This is a genomic window from Mesorhizobium sp. CA4, assembly GCF_020165075.1.
Classification (GTDB): domain Bacteria; phylum Pseudomonadota; class Alphaproteobacteria; order Rhizobiales; family Rhizobiaceae; genus Mesorhizobium.
The window spans coordinates 64,865-83,388 of sequence record NZ_JAIUHK010000010.1 but is presented as its reverse complement, the minus strand read 5'-3'; the positions used below and the strand labels follow the sequence as shown (position 1 = coordinate 83,388).

The following is an 18,524-nucleotide window of genomic DNA, read 5'->3' as shown; positions in this document are numbered from 1 at the left end:
TTGATCAGTTTGTCCCCAAGCCGGACCGCTTGCCTGGCGGGTAATCGCGGCCGACAGGGAGAAAAAACAATGCGCACCAAAACCAGCATCCGCGTCGTCGGCTGCCATGCCGAGGGCGAGATCGGCGATGTCATCGTGGGAGGCGTGCTGCCGCCTGCGGGCCGCACGATGATGGAAAAGATGATCACGATGGAGCGCGATCACGACCATATCAGGCGCATGCTGATCTGCGAGCCGCGCGGCAGCGTTGCCCGTCATGTCAATCTCCTGCTGCCCTCCACGCGCGAGGATTGCGCTGCGGGCGCCATCATCATGGAGCCGACCGAATATCCGCCGATGTCCGGCTCCAACACGATCTGCGTCGCTACGGTGCTGCTCGAGACCGGCATGGTGCCGATGCAGGAGCCGGAGACGCGCTTCAAGCTCGATATGCCCGGCGGCGTCATCGAGGTGCGCGCCGAATGCAGCGACGGCAAATCCCTGTCGATCACGCTGCGCAATGCGCCCGCTTTCGCCGAGCGCCTCGATGCCGATATCGAGGTGGAAGGGCTCGGCACGATAAAGGCCGATATCGCCTATGGCGGCATGTTCTACGCGATTGTCGATGCGCCCGCGCTCGGCTTCTCGGTGACGCCCGACGAGGCGCGCGAGTTGGCGGTGCTCGGCGAGAAGGTCCGCCGCGCAGCGCGCGAGCAGCTCGATGTCGTGCATCCGCAGTTCGACAATGTGCGCGGTGTGTCTATCGTCCAGTTCGCCATGCCGTTCCAAGGGCCGGGCAACGTCACGCGCAACACCTGCATCGTTTCGCCCGGGCGCTCGGACCGCAGCCCGACGGGAACCGGCACCTCGGCCCGCATGGCTGTGCTGCAGGCGCGGGGTCAGATGAAGCAAGGCGAGGTGCTGATCCATGAATCGATCATCGGCTCGCGCTTCACCGGCAAGATTCTCGAACTCACCGAAGTCGCCGGGCGCAAGGCGATCGTGCCGCAGATAACGGGCAGAGCCTGGATCACAGGAGAGCACAATTATTATCTCGATCCGACGGATCCGTACCCGCAAGGCTACGTGCTGTCGGACACCTGGGGCACCTCGACTTCGGTGACGCAATAGACTTTCCCGCAACGACGCCGGCTCGCATAACTCGAGCGCCCGGACGCTTTCCAGCTGTCGGTCGAGGCATTTGCGCTTGCAGAATGTCAGCGGACCTTGCAGGGAGGCGCCTGCTCTGATTCCCTGCGGTTGGTGGGGATCGCCTGATTCGTGTGCTCGTTGTTCCGGTTCCGCATGATCGTGCGGCGGAGCAACAGGTACCTTCGGTAGAAAGATGAGAAAATGACCGCCAAGCCGGAAATCCTGGAGATGAGGCCCAAGATCACCGTCGTCGGGGTCGGCGGCGCCGGCGGCAACGCCGTCAACAACATGATCGCCGAAGGGCTCCAGGGCGTCGAGTTCGTCGTCGCCAACACCGACGCGCAGGCGCTCACCATGTCGAAGTCGTCGCGGCTGATCCAGCTGGGCGCGCATGTGACCGAGGGCCTGGGCGCCGGATCGCTGCCCCAGGTCGGCAGTGCCGCCGCGGAGGAATCCATCGACGAGATCATGGATCACCTTGCGGGAACGCATATGTGCTTCATCACCGCCGGGATGGGAGGCGGCACCGGGACGGGCGCTGCGCCCGTGATTGCGCGTGCCGCGCGCGATGCCGGCATTTTGACGGTGGCCGTTGTCACTAAGCCTTTCGTGTTCGAAGGCAAGCGCAGGACCCAGGCAGCCGAGGAAGGCATAGAACGGCTGCGCGAGAGCGCCGACACGGTGATCGTCATCCCGAACCAGAACCTGTTCAGGGTCGCCGACGCCAAGACCACATTCGCCGACGCCTTCGCCATGGCGGACCGCGTTCTCTACGCGGGTGTCGGCTGCATCACGGATCTCATCGTCAAGGAAGGCCTGATCAATCTCGACTTCGCCGACGTGAAGTCGGTGATGCGGGACATGGGCCGGGCGATGATGGGAACCGGCGAGGCCTCCGGGGAAGGGCGCGCCAAGATCGCGGCCGAGGCGGCGATCGCCAATCCGCTCCTCGACGAGGCCTCGATGTCCGGCGCCAGGGGCCTGCTTGTTTCGATCTGCGGCGGCATGGACATGACGCTGTTCGAGGTCGACGAAGCCGCGACGCGGATACGCGAAGAGGTCGACGCCGATGCCGACATCATCGTCGGCGCCATCTTCGACCAGGCGCTGGCGGGAAAATTCCGCGTGTCCGTCGTCGCGACGGGTCTGCGCAAGAGCGCGGACATCGCGCAATTCGAGCAACGGATCGCCTGAGACCAACGGCGATCTCGCGTCTGTGCCGATGGCGTGACGCGATCGGCCGATGTGTGCTTCCGATGGCGGATAGATAAAACACTGCGAGATGCCGGTGGCTGGCGCACTTACGCACGCGCCTCTTCGTCGCTAAGTTTGATGCTCACGGCACACAATCGCGGCTGACGGGAAGGGGCTCACATGAAAAGCTTCGTCTATAACGCCCAGCCGGCGCGCGTCGTCTTCGGATCGGGCACCATTGCCCGGCTGCCGGAGGAGATCGACCGGTTAGGGCTGAAACGCGTGCTCGTGCTGGCAACGCCGCCGCGTGAGGCCGACGCCCGGCGTCTCGCCGGATCGCTCGGCGGCGTGGCCGCCGGGGTCTATGCCGGGGCGACGATGCACACGCCCGTGTCCGTGACCGAGGACGCGCTGCGGGTCGTGGCGGAGCTCCAGGCCGACGGGCTGGTTGCGGTCGGCGGCGGCTCCACGACAGGCCTCGCCAAGGCGATCGCCTTGCGCACCGACCTGCCGCAGATCGTGATGCCGACAACCTATGCCGGCTCGGAAATGACGCCGATCCTCGGCGAGACGAAGGATGGCGTGAAGGTCACCCAGTCGAGTCCGAGGGTACTGCCGGAAGTGGTGATCTACGATGTCGACCTGACGATGACGCTTCCTGCCGCACTGTCGGGAACGAGCGGCATGAACGCCATCGCCCATGCGGCCGAGGCGCTCTATGCAAGGGAAGGCAACCCGGTGATAAACCTGATGGCCGTTGAGGCCATCCGCACGTTGGTGCGCGCCTTGCCGGCCATAGCCGGGAGCCCGCATGACCCGGACGCGCGCTCCGAGGCGCTTTACGGCGCCTGGCTCTGCGGCATCTGCCTCGGCTCGGTCGGCATGGCGCTGCACCACAAGCTGTGCCACACGCTCGGCGGCAGTTTCGATCTGCCGCATGCGGAGACCCATGCGATCGTGCTGCCGCATGCGCTGGCCTACAACGCCCCCGCCGTTCCGGCGGTCATGGAAACCCTGCGGGGCGTGCTGAAGGCGGACGATCCTGCCATGGCTCTCTACGATCTGGCCGGCCGGATCGGCGCCGAGCGCGGCCTGTCGCAGATTGGCATGCCGCCAGACGGGATCGACATCGCGACAGACCGTGCGCTGGCCAATCCGTACTGGAATCCGCGGGCGCTGGAGCGGGAGCCGATCCGGGCTCTTATGGCGCGCGCCTATGCCGGCGAGCCGCCGCAGGCCTGAGAAACCGAGCGTCGCAGGCCGGCCTCACCTGAACATCAATCTGTCTGGATCCAGACCGCCTTCGTCTCCAGATATTCGTGCAGATGCTCGACGCCGCCCTCGCGGCCGTAGCCGGACATCTTCATACCACCGAACGGCACGGCCGGATCGATGGCATGGTACATGTTGATCCAGACCGAGCCGGCCTTGACGCGGCGCGCGAGCTTGTGCGCGGTGCCGAGATTGGTGGTGAAGATGCCAGCCGCAAGGCCGTAAGGCGTTGCGTTGGCGCGCGCGACAACCTCATCCAGCGTGTCGAAAGGCATGGCCGAGATGACCGGCCCGAAGATTTCTTCGCGCGCGATGGTCATCTTGTCAGAGACCGCGCCGAAGACGGTCGGGGCGATAAAATTGCCGCCGTCATAGGGCTCGCCCCTCAGCCTTGAGCCGCCGGCCACCAGTTTGGCGCCTTCGTCGCTGCCCGCCTTGATGTAGCCTTCCACTTTGCCGGCCTGCCTGGCATTGATCAGCGGCCCGATTTCGGTCTCCACCTCGATGCCATGGCCGATGCGAAGCTTGCCGGTGAAGTCGGCAACCCGACGCACGAACTCGTCATGGATCTCGCGCGCCACGAACAGGCGTGAGCCGGCAATGCAGATCTGACCGGAATGCACGAACACCGCCATCGCCGCGACCGGCACGGCCTTGTCGATGTCGGCGTCGCGGCAGACGATGATCGGCGACTTGCCGCCGAGCTCCAGCGAAACGCGCTTGAGGTTGGTGACGCCGGCGCGGGCGATCGCCTGGCCGGTCAGCGTCGAGCCGGTGAAGACGATCTTGTTGACGTCCGGGTGCTCGGCAAGCCGCGCGCCGGCCTCGGCGCCCGTCCCGGTGACGACGTTGACGACCCCGTCGGGGACGCCGGCCTCCTGCATCAGCTTCGCGATCAAGAGCGGCGTCAGCGAGGCATCCTCCGACGGCTTCAGCACGATGGTGCAGCCGGTAGCCAGAGCCGGCGCGATCTTCCATATCGAGGCGGCGGTGGGCGCATTCCACGGGATGATCGCGCCGACGACGCCGACCGGCTCGCGCCGGGTGAAGGAGACGATCTCGCCGGGTATGGAATTGTCGATCGTCTCGCCATGCAGCGCGGTCGCCATGCCGCCGTAGAAGCGCAGCATGCCGATGACTCGGCGCCGGTTGGCCAGCGTGCGGGTGATCGGCAACCCCATGTCGAGCGTGTCGGAGACGCTGAGCTCTTCCCAATGCTTCTCGAACAGGTCGGCGATCCGCAGGAGCACGCATTGCCGCTCGTAAGGGGAGAATTTCGACCATGGCCCTTCGAAGGCGGCGCGCGCCGCGGCCACTGCAGCGTCGATGTCCGCGGCTCCGCCGCGCGGCACGGTGGCCAGCACTTCGCCCGTCGCCGGGTTCAGCGCCTGCATCTCCTCGCCGGATTGCGCTGCGACCCACTTGCCGCCGATGAACATCGGCCGGAATTCGCCATGGTAGAGCGTGGCGGCCTTCGCCCTCGGGTCGAAGTTCAGCGTCATCGTCTCCTCCTCACGAATTCCGACGCGACTATTACTCCCGCTGCCGGCGGGCTCAAACAAGGAAAGCTAAAGGGCGTTCAGATAATCGGATAACGCGCAGGTCCTCGCCTTGGCGACGCATCGATAGCGGAGAGCTTTGCGGCGACGCTCGATGGCCGCAGTCGGCACTGGGCGGCTCCTGGCGGCACAGGCCAGTGTTGGTCCGGCAGGCTACCGGTGCCGGCCTATTCATCGCCTTGATAGTTTTGCGAGGCGCAGGTTGCGTGAGTCCCGGCCGGCGGTTATGCCGGATCGAGATTTGCTGACGAAAGACAGAGCCGATGAAGGTCGTTTCCACATCGAAATCGCATGGCGGAATCCAGGGCGTCTATTCGCACGCTTCCGAAGTCTGCGCCTGCGACATGACCTTTGCTGTGTTCATGCCGCCGCAGGCCAAGGATGGGCGGCTCCCGGTCCTGTGGTACCTGTCGGGCCTTACCTGCACGCACGCAAATGTCATGGAGAAGGGCGAGTACCGGCGGATGGCATCCGAGCTCGGGCTGATCATCGTGTGTCCCGACACCAGCCCGCGCGGAGCCGACGTTCCGGACGAGAAGGACAATTGGCAGTTCGGCTGCGGCGCCGGCTTCTACCTCGATGCGACGCAAGAGCCTTATGCGGAGAATTACCGCATGTATTCCTATATAGCCGAGGAATTGCCGGCGCTCGTCGGCGCCAATTTTCCGGTTGACATGTCGCGCCAGGCGATCTTCGGCCATTCGATGGGCGGACATGGCGCGCTGACGATCGCGCTCAAAAATCCCGAGCGCTACCGGAGCTGCTCGGCCTTCGCGCCGATCGTGCAGCCGTCGACGGCCGGCTGGTCGCGGCCGGCATTCGAGAAGTATCTCGGAGCGGACGAAAAGAGCTGGCGCGCCTATGACGCGACGCTGCTGATCGAGGACGGCAAGCGATATCCGGAATTCCTCGTCGACCAGGGCGCGGCGGACGGCTTTCTGCAGGATGGCCTCCGCCCATGGCTGCTCGACGAGGCCTGCAAGAAGGCAGGAATCGACCTCACCCTGCGCGTGCAGGAAGGCTACGATCATTCTTACAACTTCATCTCGACCTTCATGGACGATCACCTGAAGTGGCATGCCCGCCGCCTTGGGTGATTTTCGGCGTCAGGGACCGGGCCACATGGTCGGCGATCGCCAGGCTGGAGGTCAGGCCGGGACTTTCGATGCCGAAGAGGTTGACTAGGCCACCGATGCCGTGCGTCTCGGCATCCTGGATCACGAAGTCGCTGTTGGCGTCGCCCGGGCCTGACAATTTCGGCCGGATGCCGCTATAGGCTGCCTGCAGGCTGTCGTCGGCCAGGTCGGGCCAGTATCTGCGGATTTCGGCATAGAAGCGCTCGCCGCGCGCCGGATCGACGCGATAATCGATTGTGTCCGTCCATTCGACATCAGGCCCGAAACGGGCGGTGCCGGCAAGGTCAAGGGTCAGATGGACGCCAAGTCCGTCGGGCTCGGGCACGGGATAGACAAGATGTGAAAACGGCGCCCGCCCGGCAATCGAGAAATAATTGCCCTTGGCGAGGCGAAGCGCCGGTAGGAATTGCCGGCCGAAGCCTTCGATCGAGCCGGCAAGCGTGACCGCGCCGAGACCGGCCGCGTTGATGAAGCGCGGTGCGGCGATCTCGAACTCTGCGCCGCTCGCGGAATCCATCGTCTCCAGCACGACGCGGTCGGCCTCGATGCGGCCGGAAACGATGCGGGTATTGAGCGACAGCATTGCGCCGCTCTCCTCGGCATCGCCGAGCAGGGCAAGCATCAGCCCGTGGCTGTCGACAATGCCGGTCGAGGGTGACAGCAGCGCGGCGGTGCAATGCAGCGCCGGCTCCAGCGCTTGTGCCTCCTCAGCGGTAAGGAAGCGCAGGTCATCGACACCGCAGGCGTTGGCATTGGCGCGGATGGCGGCCAGCACCGGTTCCTGCGTCTCGTCGGTCGCGACGATCAGCTTGCCCGTGCGGCGGTGCGGGATCGAACGTTCGGCGCAGTAGCGGTAGAGCATGTCGCGTCCCGGTAGGCAGAGCCGGGCTTTCAGCGAACCCTGCGGGTAATGGATGCCGGCGTGGATGACTTCGGAATTGCGCGAACTCGTTTCGGTGCCGATGGCGTCCGCCGCTTCGACGATCAGGGTTTCGAGACCAAGCGCCGCCAATTTGCGCGCGATCGCCAGACCGATCACGCCGGCACCCGCGATGATGCAATCGACCTGTTCCATGCCCTGATCCTGCTGCGCGTCATTTACATCATTGCCGAGACAGTCCGAGGCTTGTTGGCGCTATCGATCCCGACATCGCGGCTCTTGCGATCAGCCAGCGCGATGAGGCATCAACCGCCACAATGCAAGGCGGAATCTTCGGACTTCTCAACCAGAGAGGCGGTCCTATTTCCGCTTTGGACGCCTGCCGACAGGAGCCACCACGATGGACGCCACACCGAATTCCCCTGAAGCCCGCGACATCCGCTATCACATGCATGGCTATACCAACGCCCGCAAGCATCAGGAAACCGGACCGCTAGTCATCGAAAAGGGCGACGGCATCTATGTCGAGGACATTGCCGGCAACCGCTACATCGAGGCGATGGCGGGCCTGTGGAGCGTCGCCGTCGGTTTTTCGGAAAAGCGGCTAGTCGAAGCGGCGACAAAACAAATGTCGAAGCTGCCCTTCTATTACGACTTCGGCTCGAAAGCGCATTCACCGTTGATCGATCTTGCGGAGAAGCTGGTGCAGATGGCGCCAGTGCCGATGAGCAAGGCCTATTTCACCAATTCCGGCTCTGAGGCCAATGACACCGCGATCAAGATGATCTGGTACCGGTCGAACGCGCTTGGCCAGCCGGCGCGCAAGAAGATCATCAGCCGCAAGCGCGGCTACCATGGCGTCACCATCGCCTCGGCGAGCCTGACTGGCCTGCCCAACAACCATCTCTCCTTTGACCTGCCGATCGCCAACATCCTGCACACCTCGACCCCGCATCACTGGCGCGACGCCGAGCCCGGCGAGAGCGAGGAACAGTTTTCCGCGCGGCTCGCCGACGAACTGGAAAAGCTCATCCTAGCCGAGGGGCCTGAAACGATCGCCGCCTTCATCGGCGAGCCGGTCATGGGCGCCGGCGGCGTCGTCGTGCCGCCTGCCGGTTATTGGGAAAAGATCCAGGCGGTGCTGGCGAAACACGACATCCTGTTGGTCGCCGACGAGGTGATCTGCGGCTTCGGCCGCACCGGCGAGATGTTCGGTTCGCAGACCTTCGGCGTCAAGCCGGACATCATGGTGCTGTCGAAGCAGATTTCGTCCTCCTACCTGCCGATCTCGGCGCTGCTGATCAACGATCGTGTGTTCGAGCCGATCGCCGACGAGAGCGACCGCATCGGCACCTTCGGCCACGGCTTCACCGGCGGCGGCCATCCGGTCGCCGCGGCCGTCGCGCTGGAGAACATCAAGCTGATCGAGGAGCGCGACCTGGTCGGCAATGCGCGCAAGGTCGGCGCGCATCTGCAGGCGCGGTTGCGCCAACTCGCCTCGCATCCGCTGGTGGGCGAGGTGCGCGGCGTCGGTCTCATCGCCGCCGTCGAGCTTGTCGCCGACAAGGCGACCAAGGCGCCCTGGGGCAAGCCAGCCGCGCTCGGCGCGCTGGTCAACGGCTTCCTGCAGCAGAACGGCGTGATCTCGCGCAACATGAGCGACGCGATCGCCTTCTGTCCGCCGCTGATCATCACCGAGGCGCAGGTCGACGCGTTGGTCGATGCGTTCGAGCGTTCGCTCGACGCCGCCCTGCCGCAGGTCCATCCGCGGAACTGACGAGGCCGCGAGGGCTACCCGGCGGTAGCCTGGGCTGGCAACCGGTTCGTTCACCTTCTGGTGAGCGGTAGATTTTCCAGCGGAACATTCGCGTTTTCGCGCTGTTACATCCAAGCAGCAGCGCGGAAAGGAGCCTCCGCATGGACAATCCGCGATCCACGGCAAGCATAGCCGGCCATCCCATCCACCCCATGCTCGTCACTATCCCGATCGCCTGTTTCGTCGGGACTTTGATCACCGATATCGCCTATTGGCAGACAGCCGAAATGACCTGGGCCAATTTTTCGGCCTGGCTCCTGACCGTGGGTGTCATTGTCGCTATTCTGGCCGCCATCGCCGGGCTTACCGACTTTCTTGGGGACCGCAAGATACGCGCTCAGCCGACCGCATGGCTGCACATGGGGGGTAACCTCATCGTGCTCGTGCTGTCCTTCCTCAACATGCTCATCCACACGCGCGACGCCTGGACGTCCGTCGTGCCGACCGGACTGATCCTGTCGGCGCTAGTTGTGATCATCCTGCTCTTCACCGGCTGGCTTGGCTGGGCGCTGGTCTATCGCCATCATGTAGGAGTGGCCGATGAGACGACTTGATAGCCTAATCAAATGGACGACCGCTGCGCTTTGCAGCGCAATGGTCCTGGGCGTTGCCGGCTGCAGCGACGACAACACCGATCCGAACGCGCAGATTGGCCCAAATCCGAAACTGCCAGAGATAAACCAATACCTGTTCCCGCCGATGCATCTAGCCTCGGTGGTCGGTTGGAAAAACGATGAAAAGCCGACCGTCGCGCAAGGCCTGCAGATCGAGGCGATGGCCAAGGGGCTTCAGCATCCTCGCTCGGTTTACGTGCTGCCCAATGGCGACATCCTGGTGGTGGAGTCCAAGGCGCCGAACGAAGCATCGGTCAAGCGCCCGAAGGACATCGTCATGGGTTGGGTCGAAAGCTGGGTCACCTCCAGCGGCGACACCGGCCCGAGCAACCGCATCACGCTCTTGCGCGACACCAATGGCGACGGCAAGCCGGATTACCAGGGCGTGTTCCTCGACCATCTCAACGCGCCTTTCGGCGTGGCGCTGGTCGGCAACGACTTCTATGTCGCCAATACCGATGCCATCGTGCGCTACCCCTATCAGCCGGGCGACACCAAGATCACGGCACCGGGCAAGGTGCTGACGGAACTGCCGGGCGGGCCGATCGATCACCACTGGACGAAGAGCCTGGTGGCGAGCCCAGACGGTTCGCTGCTCTATGTCGGCGTCGGCTCGAACTCCAACATCACCGAGAACGGCATCCAGGCCGAGAAGGACCGCGCTGCGATCTGGGAGGTCGACCGCGCCACCGGCCGCTCGCGCATTTTCGCCAGCGGTCTGCGCAATCCCAACGGCCTGACGTTCGAACCTGAAAGCAAGGCGCTTTGGACGGTGGTCAACGAGCGCGACGAGCTCGGGCCGAACCTGGTGCCGGACTACATGACGTCCGTGAAGGACGGCGCCTTCTATGGCTGGCCCTACAGTTATTACGGCCAGCACGTCGATCCTCGCGTCATGCCGCAGCGGCCGGACATGGTGGCGAAGGCCATCCCGCCGGACTACGCGCTGAGCTCGCATGTCGCGCCGCTCGGGCTTGCCTTCTACACCGCAAGCAACCTGCCCCAATTCTATCGCGGCGGCGCCTTTGTCGGTGAGCATGGCAGCTGGAATCGCTCCCGCTTCAATGGCTACAAGGTGATCTTCGTGCCGTTCAGCGGCGGGCATCCGAACGGCAAGGCGCAGGATGTCGTCACCGGCTTCCTCAACGACAAGGGTGAGGCGAGGGGCCGTCCGGTCGGCGTTGCCGTCGACAAGTCCGGCGCGCTGCTGATTGCCGACGATGTCGGCAACACGGTGTGGCGGGTCACCACGGCGGCACCCGGATCCACGTAAAAGCCGGGCTCAATCTTCCGACATCGAGCGGGCCATGTCGAGGAAGGCGCGCACGAGCTTGCCGCCGCTGCGTTCGCGCAGGCAGATCAGCGCTTCCTCCATCAGCGTTTCCGGCGCGTCGATCGCGATCGGCACCAGCCGCGAGTCGTGGCCGAACTCCGCAGCCGAGACGAAACCGACGCCGGCTCCGGAGGCGACGATCTCGCGCACAGCCTCACGGCCTTCGGCTTCGATGGCGGGCTTCAGCTCGACATTGGAAGCCGTGGCCAGATCTTCCAGCTTCTTGCGCGTTTTCGAGCCGCGCTCGCGCATCACGAGCGGCTCCTGCGCGAGCTGTCCGAGCGTCAGCGATTTCCTGCCCGACAGCGGATGATCGGCTGACACGAAAGCAATGATCGGCGTCGAGTTGAGCTTGAGCATCTCGAAATCGCGGCCCGCGGGCATCTCACCAAGAACGCCGATGTCGGCCTCGTAACTGTAAAGACCGCTGATCACGGTCTCGGTATTGCCGGAGCGCAGGGACACCTGGACGCCCGGATAACGGGCGCGAAAAGCGCCGAGAATATGCAGGAGATGGTGCGCCGCGTCGGCAACGATGCGCAATGTGCCGGAACGCAGCGCGCGCGATTCGGTCAGAAGCTCCAGCGCCTGCTGTTCGGTCTCGAACATGCGATGCGTGATCTCGAGCAGCCTCTGGCCTTGCGTTGTCAGCGTGACCTGCTTCTTGTTCCGGTTGAACAGGAGTACGTCATACTCTTCCTCCAGCTTGCGCACTTGGTCCGAAATCGCCGGCTGGGTGAGGAAGAGTGCTTCGGCGGCACGCGAAAAGCCGCCCGAAACGGCGACCTGGTGAAATGCCCTGAGCTGAACATAGCGCATTCGCATGGCTCCTATGGAGGCGCTTATCGTTCAGGTTCGTAGCATCGACCAGATCGATACATCAATACAAAATAACGATTTTACAAATATATCATGCCCACTGAGAATGGCTGTCATATTCCAATGACAGGATCGAAGTGGGAGGGCAGCATGCTCGCTGAGATGGAGTTTGCGGCGACCAAGCCGCTGGATGCGCCGGCGCTGGGCGAACCTTATCTGCTGACGCCCGGCCCGCTCACCACGGCCTATGCCGTCAAGCAGGCGATGCTGCGCGACTGGGGCTCCTGGGACGGCGATTTCCGCGCCATGACCGCCGAGCTGCGCCGTCGCCTTCTGGCATTGACCGGCGACGGCCGTGACGAATTCGACTGCGTTCCGATGCAGGGCAGCGGCTCGTTCTGCGTCGAGGCCATGCTCGGCTCGTTCGTGCCCAAGGACGGCAAGGTGCTGGTTTTGGCCAACGGCGCCTACGGGCTGCGCGCGGCGCAGACCATGCAGTATATCGGCCGCGCCTACACGTTGATCGACAAGGGCGACTACCTGCCGCCGCGTGGCGAGGAGGTTGCCGCAGCGTTGAAGGCCGACCCGGCCATTACGCATGTCATCGCCATCCACTGCGAGACGAGCTCAGGCATCCTCAACCCGGTGGCCGAGATATCGGAAGCCGTCTATGCCAATGGCCGCAAGCTTCTGATCGATTCCATGAGCGCGTTCGGCGCCATCCCGCTCGACGTCAACGACATCCGCTACGAGGCGATGGTTTCGTCGCCCAACAAATGCATCGAGGGCGTGCCGGGCTTCGGCTTCGTCATTGCCCGCAAAAGCGAGCTCCAAGCCGCCAAGGGCCGCAGCCATTCGCTGTCGCTCGACGTGCACGCGCAATGGGCGAACATGAACAAGACAGGGCAGTGGCGCTACACGCCGCCGACGCATGTGGTCGCCGCCTTCCTCGAAGCGCTGCGACTGCACGAGGCAGAAGGGGGCGTCGCGGGGCGCGGCGCGCGCTATACGCGAAACCGCGACGTCATGGTGGCCGGCATGCGTGAGTTCGGGTTCGAGACCCTGCTCAAGGATCGCTGGCTGTCGCCGATCATCGTCACCTTCTTCAACCCGGCGCATCCGAACTTCGTCTTCGATCGCTTCTACGAGCTGATGAAGGACAAGGGCTTCATCATCTATCCGGGCAAGCTCACGGTCGTGGACTCCTTCCGCGTCGGCTGCATCGGCCAGATGGACGAGCACGTCATGCGCCGCGTGGTCGAGGCGGCTTCCCAGTCGCTGAACGAAATGGGCGTCGACACCGCCGCCCCGTCCCCCGCCGCTATCGCTGAGCGCGCCAAGCTCGCCGTCTGAAAGGTCTTCGGATGAACCAGATGTCTCCCGTCAACGTCACGGCCAATGGCCGCTCCTATGCGTGGCCGCGCGTGCCGGCCATCGCCATCTGCCTCGACGGCTGCGAGCCGGCCTATCTCGATGAGGCTATTCATGCAGGGCTGATGCCGGCGCTGGAAAGGATCAAAAAGAAGGGCACGGTGCGCTTCGCCCATTCGGTGATCCCGAGCTTCACCAACCCCAACAATCTGTCGATCGCCACCGGCCGGCCGCCGGCGGTGCATGGTATCTGCGGCAACTACCTCTACAACCCGGAGACGGGCGAAGAGGTGATGATGAACGACCCGAAATTCCTGCGCGCGCCGACCGTGTTCCAGGCCTTCTACGATGCCGGCGCCAAGGTGGCGGTGGTGACGGCCAAGGACAAGCTGCGCGCGCTGCTCGGCAAGGGACTGAAGTTCGACGATGGCAGGGCAATGTGCTTCTCGGCCGAGAGGTCCGATACCACGACGAAAGCCGAGCACGGCATCGACAATGCCTCGAAGCATTTCGGCCTGCCCGTGCCCGAGGTCTATTCCGCCGAACTTTCGGAATTCGTTTTCGCCGCCGGCGTGCAACTCCTGAAGGAGTTCCGGCCAGACGTGATGTATCTCACCACCACCGATTATGTTCAGCACAAATACGCGCCGGGCGTGCCTCAGGCCAATGCCTTCTACGAGATGTTCGACAAATATCTCGCCGAACTCGACGCGCTGGGTGCCGCGATCGTCGTTACCGCCGACCATGGCATGAAGCCGAAGCACCACGCCGACGGCTCGCCCAATGTGGTCTATGTGCAGGACCTTCTCGACGAATGGCTGGGCAAGGACGCAGCCCGTGTCATCCTGCCGATCACCGATCCTTATGTGGTGCATCACGGCGCGCTGGGTTCCTTCGCCACCGCCTATCTGCCGAAGGGCGCCGACTGCGAGGCGGTGATGGAAAAGCTGCGCAAGGTCGAGGACGTCATCCTGGTGCTCGGCCGCGAGGAAGGCTGCGCCCGCTTCGAGCTGCCCGAGGATCGCATGGGCGACATCATCCTGATCTCGGGCGAGAACAATACGATTGGCACGTCGGAGCACCGGCACAATCTGGCAGCACTCGACGAGCCGCTGCGCTCGCATGGTGGGCTGACGGAGCAGGAGGTGCCGTTCATCGTCAACCGGGTGCTGCCGGATTTGCCGAGCGAGCCCAAGCTGCGCAATTTTGACGCGTTCTACTACGCGACGATGGCGGCGCTGGGTTGAGGTGGGCGCTGTCGACCCCCACTCCGCCGGGCTTCGCCCGGCAACTCTCCCCTGATCGACCGGGAGAGGAAGGCGCCCAGTCGATTCCGCAGCGCTTTTGCTCAAATGCTGCGCTGTTGGATTGGAGGAGAGCGCTGAGCTGATTTCCTCTCCCCGTCGATCGGGGGAGAGGTGGCCCGAAGGCCGGAGTGGGGTCGACCCCGCGACGTATCCAAGACTGGAACCAATCGATGACCCAACTCGATCCTGCCATCAAAGTCCGCCATGAGCCGATGCGCATCGCCGGCGAGAAGGTCGATGCCGATCAGAGGCTGGAGGTGCGGTTTCCCTGGAACGACACCGTCATCGGCACGGTGCCTGCGGGCGGAGCGGAGCATGCGCGGCGCGCCTTCGAGATCGCCGCCGCCTACCAGCCGAAGCTGACGCGCTACGAGCGGCAGAAGATCCTGCTCAAGGCCGCCGAGCTGCTCGATGCGCGGAAGGACGAGCTATCGGATCTCATCACGCTGGAGCTCGGCATCTCTAAGCAGGATTCGCTCTACGAAGTGGGCCGCGCCTTCGACGTCTTTACGCTTAGCGGTCAGCTGGCCATCCAGGACGACGGGCAGATCTTCTCCTGCGATCTCACCCCGCATGGCAAGCAGCGCAAGATCTTCACCATCCGCGAGCCGCTCAGCGCGATCTCGGCGATCACGCCGTTCAACCATCCGCTCAACATGGTGTCGCACAAGGTCGCGCCGGCGATCGCCACCAACAACTGCGTCGTGGTCAAGCCGACGGAGCTGACGCCGATCACCGCGCTGATGCTGGCCGACATCCTCTACGAAGCCGGCCTGCCACCCGAAATGCTTTCGGTCGTCACCGGATGGCCGGCCGATATCGGCGGCGAGATGATCACCAACCCCAACATCGACCTCATCACCTTCACCGGCGGCGTGCCCGTCGGCAAGATGATCGCGTCGAAGGCCGGCTACAGGCGCCAAGTGCTGGAGCTCGGCGGCAACGATCCGCTGATCGTGCTCAACGATCTTTCGGACGAGGACCTCGCGAAAGCGGCCGATCTGGCCGTCGCGGGCGCGACGAAGAATTCCGGCCAGCGCTGCACGGCGGTCAAGCGCATCCTGGTGCAGAAAAAAGTCGCCGACCGTTTCGTGCCGATGGTGCTGGAGCGGGCCAAGGCGATCCGCTTCGGCGATCCGCGCGACCCGGCGACGCAGCTCGGCACCGTGGTGCATGAGAAGGCCGCGGCGCTGTTCGAGAAACGCGTCCACGTGGCGGCGGAACAGGGCGCCGAAGTGCTCTACAATCCAGGCCGCAAGGGTGCCTTGCTACCGCCGATCGTCGTCGACCGCGTGCCGCACCAGTCCGAGCTGGTGATGGAGGAAACTTTTGGCCCGATCGTGCCGATCGTGCGCGCGCCCGACGATGACGAGGCGCTGATCAAGCTGTCGAATTCGACTGCTTTCGGCCTGTCGTCAGGCGTCTGCACCAACGACTTTCGGCGCATGCAGAAATACATCACCAGCCTCAAGGTCGGCACCGTCAACATCTGGGAAGTACCGGGCTACCGCATCGAGATGAGCCCCTTCGGCGGCATCAAGGATTCCGGCAACGGCTACAAGGAAGGCGTCATCGAGGCGATGAAGAGCTACACCAACGTCAAGACCTTCTCCTTGCCGTGGTAGGCGCCGTGACGGACAGTTTCGACCTTGCCGTCGTCGGCTCCGGCATCATCGGGCTGGCTCACGCATTGGCCGCCGCTCGGCGCGGCTTGCGCGTTATCGTCATCGATCGCGATCAGAAGGCCAACGGCGCCTCGATCCGCAATTTCGGCCTCGTCGTCGTGACCGGACAGGAGCCTGGGCCGTCGCGCCGCCTGGCCGAGCGCAGCCGCGAGATCTGGCTCCAGCTTGCGAACGAGGCGGGGATCGAAATCCTGCATCGAGGCAAGCTCATCGCAGCGCAACGCCCGGAAGCGCTTGCGCTGCTCGAGAATTTCAAGTCCGGCGAGCATGGCGGCGCGTGCAAGCTTCTAACCGCGCGCGAGGCGCTCGCGCATCAGGCCGGCCTTGACGAGAAGGCGATCATCGGCGGGCTCTACAGCCCGTTCGAGTTGCGCGTGGAGTCGCGTGAGGTGCTGCCGCGACTGGTATCGTTCCTGGCTGAAAAGCATGGCGTCGTGTTTCGCACCGGCGTGTCGGCGACCGAGGTCGCTCCGCCCTTTGTCGAAATCAGCGCGGGACGTGTTCAAGCGGAAAAGGTCGTCGTCTGTCCCGGCGACGATTTCAGCTCACTCTATCCGGAACTGATCGGCAAGCACGGCGTGCAGCGCTGCAAGCTGCAGATGCTGCGCCTCGCCGATCCGGGCTTTCGGCTTTCGTCCGCGCTGATGTCCGATCTCAGCCTGTTGCGTTATGGCGGTTTCGCCGGCCTTCCCGAGGCCGGCGCATTGCGAAGCAAGCTGGGCGAACAGCGCGGGGCCGCGTTGGCCAACGGCGTTCACCTGATCGTGGTGCAGAGCGCGGACGGTTCGCTGGTCGTTGGCGATTCCCATCATTATGGGCTGACGCTCGATCCGTTCGGATCGGAAGCGGTCGACCAATTGATCCTGGATGAACTCAAGGCATTGTTCGGCAAGGTGCCGAACGTGCTTGCGCGCTGGACGGGATACTACGCTTCAGCGAAGAATGCGGTGCTGCGCGAGACCCCGCATGAAGATGTCCGGCTGGTGATCGTCACCAGCGGCACCGGCGCCAGCACCGGCTTCGGGCTTGGCGAGGAGACCATCGTGGAGTTGTTCGGCCAATGACGCTCGTCCATACCGAAGGCGAATCCAACAAGGCTCCAGCACGACAGGAATGGAACGCCAGGCAGAGCCACGCACCGTCACAGGAACTCCTGCGGCGCGACGCGGCGGTCTTCCTGCACCAGAGCCTTTCCAGCCCCTGCGTCTCGGCCATCGCCAAGGCGGGAGGCATCTGGATCGAGGACACGGCCGGACGCCGCTACATGGATTTCCACGGCAACAGCGTCCACCATATCGGCTACGGCCATCCGCGGCTTAAGGAAGCCATCCGCAAGCAAATGGATGAACTGCCCTTCTCGCCGCGCCGCTTCACCTGCGAGCCTGCGGTCGAATTGGCCGAGACGCTCGGCAGGCTGGCGCCGGGGGATCTCGGCAAGGTGCTGTTCACGACTGGCGGCTCCGACGCAATCGAGGTCTCGCTGAAATTGGCGCGCGCCGCCACTGGCCGGTTCAAGACATTGTCGTTCTGGGATGCTTTCCATGGCGCAGGCTTCGGCGCTTCCAGCGTCGGCGGCGAGGCGACGTTCCGCTCCGGCATTGCCGGGCCGCTTTTGCCCGGCACCGAGCATGTCGCGCCTTGGGCACCGCACAATTGCCCGTACGGCACCAATTCGCTGGAGGATTCTGCCCGAGCGTGCGCCAACATGATCGCTTACGTGCTGGGACGCGAAGGTGATTTCGCCGCTTTCATCGCCGAGCCGATGCGGGCGACGCCGCTGGTGCCGGCGCCGGGCTTCTGGAAAGCGGTGCGCGAAGCCTGCGACCGGTACGGCACGCTGCTCATCTTCGATGAAATCCCGACCGGGCTCGGCAAAACAGGAAAATTCTTCGCTTCCGAGCATGATGGGGTGACGCCCGACATCATCGTGCTCGGCAAATCGCTCGGCGGCGGCATCCTGCCGATCGCCTCGGTGATCGCGCGGCGCCATCTCGACGTCGCGGGCGACTATGCCATCGGCCACTACACGCATGAGAAGAACCCGGTCACCGCGCGCGCCGCGCTGACGACCATCGCTATCATTCGCGACGAAAGCCTCGTCGAGCGCTCGGCGGAGCTTGGCGCCTATGCGCTCGCCCGTATGCAGGACCTCATGCAGCGCTCGCCTTTCGTCGGCGACGTCAGGGGCAGGGGCCTGATGTTCGGCGTCGAGATGGTCGAGGACAAGGCGAGCCGGACACCGGCGCGTGCGCTTGCCGAGAAGATCTACTATCGCTGCCTCGACGAAGGCCTGAGCTTCAAGATCAGCCAGGGCAATGTGCTGACGCTCTCGCCGCCGCTGGTGATTGCGCGCGCCGATCTCGACCGGGCGCTCGACATCGTCGAGGCCGCAGTGCTGGCGGCGTGA

The 18,524-nt window shown here is 64.3% G+C and carries 15 protein-coding genes; 12 read left to right on the top strand and 3 right to left on the bottom strand.

Annotated features, from left to right (window positions below):
• The first annotated feature begins 69 nt into the window (after window positions 1–69).
• From LB528_RS10855 to LB528_RS10845, 3 genes are all read left to right on the top strand, one after another.
• Window positions 70–1,110 (top strand): proline racemase family protein, encoded by a 1,041-nt coding sequence (locus LB528_RS10855; RefSeq protein ID WP_224714859.1) that lies wholly within the window; start codon window positions 70–72, stop codon window positions 1,108–1,110.
• A gap of 222 nt (window positions 1,111–1,332) precedes the next feature.
• Window positions 1,333–2,325 (top strand): cell division protein FtsZ, encoded by a 993-nt coding sequence (gene ftsZ, locus LB528_RS10850; protein ID WP_224514728.1) that lies wholly within the window; start codon window positions 1,333–1,335, stop codon window positions 2,323–2,325.
• A 180-nt stretch (window positions 2,326–2,505) separates the two neighbouring features.
• On the top strand, window positions 2,506–3,567 hold the full coding sequence (locus tag LB528_RS10845; protein ID WP_224714858.1) for a maleylacetate reductase: 1,062 nt from the start codon (window positions 2,506–2,508) through the stop codon (window positions 3,565–3,567).
• A 35-nt stretch (window positions 3,568–3,602) separates the two neighbouring features.
• Here LB528_RS10845 and LB528_RS10840 read toward each other — a convergent pair whose 3' ends face one another.
• Window positions 3,603–5,099, bottom strand: a complete 1,497-nt coding sequence (locus tag LB528_RS10840; RefSeq protein ID WP_224714857.1) for an aldehyde dehydrogenase family protein — start codon at window positions 5,097–5,099, stop codon at window positions 3,603–3,605.
• Between the two features lie 320 nt (window positions 5,100–5,419).
• Here LB528_RS10840 and fghA point away from each other — a divergent pair, with 320 nt between their 5' ends.
• Window positions 5,420–6,253, top strand: coding sequence for an S-formylglutathione hydrolase (gene fghA, locus LB528_RS10835; RefSeq protein WP_224714856.1), 834 nt, complete (start codon window positions 5,420–5,422; stop codon window positions 6,251–6,253).
• Here fghA and LB528_RS10830 read toward each other — a convergent pair.
• Entirely contained in the window at window positions 6,210–7,367 is a 1,158-nt protein-coding gene (locus tag LB528_RS10830; protein ID WP_224514725.1) for an NAD(P)/FAD-dependent oxidoreductase, read from the bottom strand. The genes fghA and LB528_RS10830 overlap by 44 nt on opposite strands.
• A 205-nt stretch (window positions 7,368–7,572) precedes the next feature.
• Here LB528_RS10830 and LB528_RS10825 point away from each other — a divergent pair, with 205 nt between their 5' ends.
• The 3 genes from LB528_RS10825 (at window position 7,573) to LB528_RS10815 (ending at window position 10,875) form a co-directional block, all read left to right on the top strand.
• Window positions 7,573–8,949: an aspartate aminotransferase family protein gene (locus LB528_RS10825; protein WP_224714855.1), complete on the top strand. Its 1,377-nt coding sequence runs from the start codon at window positions 7,573–7,575 to the stop codon at window positions 8,947–8,949.
• Between the two features lie 140 nt (window positions 8,950–9,089).
• Window positions 9,090–9,542, top strand: a complete 453-nt coding sequence (locus tag LB528_RS10820) for a DUF2231 domain-containing protein (RefSeq protein ID WP_224514723.1) — start codon at window positions 9,090–9,092, stop codon at window positions 9,540–9,542.
• Window positions 9,543–9,582: 40 nt separating this feature from the next.
• Window positions 9,583–10,875, top strand: coding sequence for a PQQ-dependent sugar dehydrogenase (locus LB528_RS10815; protein WP_411962144.1), 1,293 nt, complete (start codon window positions 9,583–9,585; stop codon window positions 10,873–10,875).
• A 9-nt stretch (window positions 10,876–10,884) separates the two neighbouring features.
• Here LB528_RS10815 and LB528_RS10810 read toward each other — a convergent pair whose 3' ends face one another.
• The gene (locus tag LB528_RS10810; protein ID WP_224514721.1) at window positions 10,885–11,754 is read right to left on the bottom strand and encodes a LysR substrate-binding domain-containing protein; all 870 of its coding nucleotides are present in this window, start codon (window positions 11,752–11,754) and stop codon (window positions 10,885–10,887) included.
• A gap of 150 nt (window positions 11,755–11,904) precedes the next feature.
• On the opposite strand from LB528_RS10810, the gene LB528_RS10805 reads away from it, so the two are divergent.
• The 5 genes from LB528_RS10805 (at window position 11,905) to LB528_RS10785 (ending at window position 18,524) form a co-directional block, all read left to right on the top strand.
• Window positions 11,905–13,107, top strand: a complete 1,203-nt coding sequence (locus LB528_RS10805) for a 2-aminoethylphosphonate--pyruvate transaminase (protein ID WP_224714854.1) — start codon at window positions 11,905–11,907, stop codon at window positions 13,105–13,107.
• 11 nt (window positions 13,108–13,118) lie between these two features.
• Window positions 13,119–14,372: a phosphonoacetate hydrolase gene (gene phnA, locus LB528_RS10800; protein WP_224714853.1), complete on the top strand. Its 1,254-nt coding sequence runs from the start codon at window positions 13,119–13,121 to the stop codon at window positions 14,370–14,372.
• Between the two features lie 230 nt (window positions 14,373–14,602).
• Complete coding sequence (gene phnY, locus LB528_RS10795; RefSeq protein WP_224714852.1) at window positions 14,603–16,057, top strand: phosphonoacetaldehyde dehydrogenase; 1,455 nt, start codon at window positions 14,603–14,605, stop codon at window positions 16,055–16,057.
• 5 nt (window positions 16,058–16,062) lie between these two features.
• Window positions 16,063–17,181 (top strand): TIGR03364 family FAD-dependent oxidoreductase, encoded by a 1,119-nt coding sequence (locus LB528_RS10790; protein ID WP_224514712.1) that lies wholly within the window; start codon window positions 16,063–16,065, stop codon window positions 17,179–17,181.
• A complete protein-coding gene (locus LB528_RS10785) occupies window positions 17,178–18,524 on the top strand; it encodes an aspartate aminotransferase family protein (RefSeq protein ID WP_224514711.1) in 1,347 nt (448 codons plus the stop codon). Before LB528_RS10790 ends, LB528_RS10785 begins: the two co-directional genes overlap by 4 nt.

Coding starts and splice junctions, on each gene's coding strand:
- LB528_RS10810 (WP_224514721.1), bottom strand. CDS start 11,754: ATGCGCTATGTTCAGCTCAGGGCATTTCACCAGGTCGCCGTTTCGGGC.
- LB528_RS10845 (WP_224714858.1), top strand. CDS start 2,506: ATGAAAAGCTTCGTCTATAACGCCCAGCCGGCGCGCGTCGTCTTCGGA.
- ftsZ (WP_224514728.1), top strand. CDS start 1,333: ATGACCGCCAAGCCGGAAATCCTGGAGATGAGGCCCAAGATCACCGTC.
- phnA (WP_224714853.1), top strand. CDS start 13,119: ATGAACCAGATGTCTCCCGTCAACGTCACGGCCAATGGCCGCTCCTAT.
- LB528_RS10785 (WP_224514711.1), top strand. CDS start 17,178: ATGACGCTCGTCCATACCGAAGGCGAATCCAACAAGGCTCCAGCACGA.
- LB528_RS10805 (WP_224714854.1), top strand. CDS start 11,905: ATGCTCGCTGAGATGGAGTTTGCGGCGACCAAGCCGCTGGATGCGCCG.
- LB528_RS10815 (WP_411962144.1), top strand. CDS start 9,583: ATGGTCCTGGGCGTTGCCGGCTGCAGCGACGACAACACCGATCCGAAC.
- fghA (WP_224714856.1), top strand. CDS start 5,420: ATGAAGGTCGTTTCCACATCGAAATCGCATGGCGGAATCCAGGGCGTC.
- LB528_RS10855 (WP_224714859.1), top strand. CDS start 70: ATGCGCACCAAAACCAGCATCCGCGTCGTCGGCTGCCATGCCGAGGGC.
- LB528_RS10830 (WP_224514725.1), bottom strand. CDS start 7,367: ATGGAACAGGTCGATTGCATCATCGCGGGTGCCGGCGTGATCGGTCTG.
- LB528_RS10840 (WP_224714857.1), bottom strand. CDS start 5,099: ATGACGCTGAACTTCGACCCGAGGGCGAAGGCCGCCACGCTCTACCAT.
- LB528_RS10825 (WP_224714855.1), top strand. CDS start 7,573: ATGGACGCCACACCGAATTCCCCTGAAGCCCGCGACATCCGCTATCAC.
- LB528_RS10820 (WP_224514723.1), top strand. CDS start 9,090: ATGGACAATCCGCGATCCACGGCAAGCATAGCCGGCCATCCCATCCAC.
- phnY (WP_224714852.1), top strand. CDS start 14,603: ATGACCCAACTCGATCCTGCCATCAAAGTCCGCCATGAGCCGATGCGC.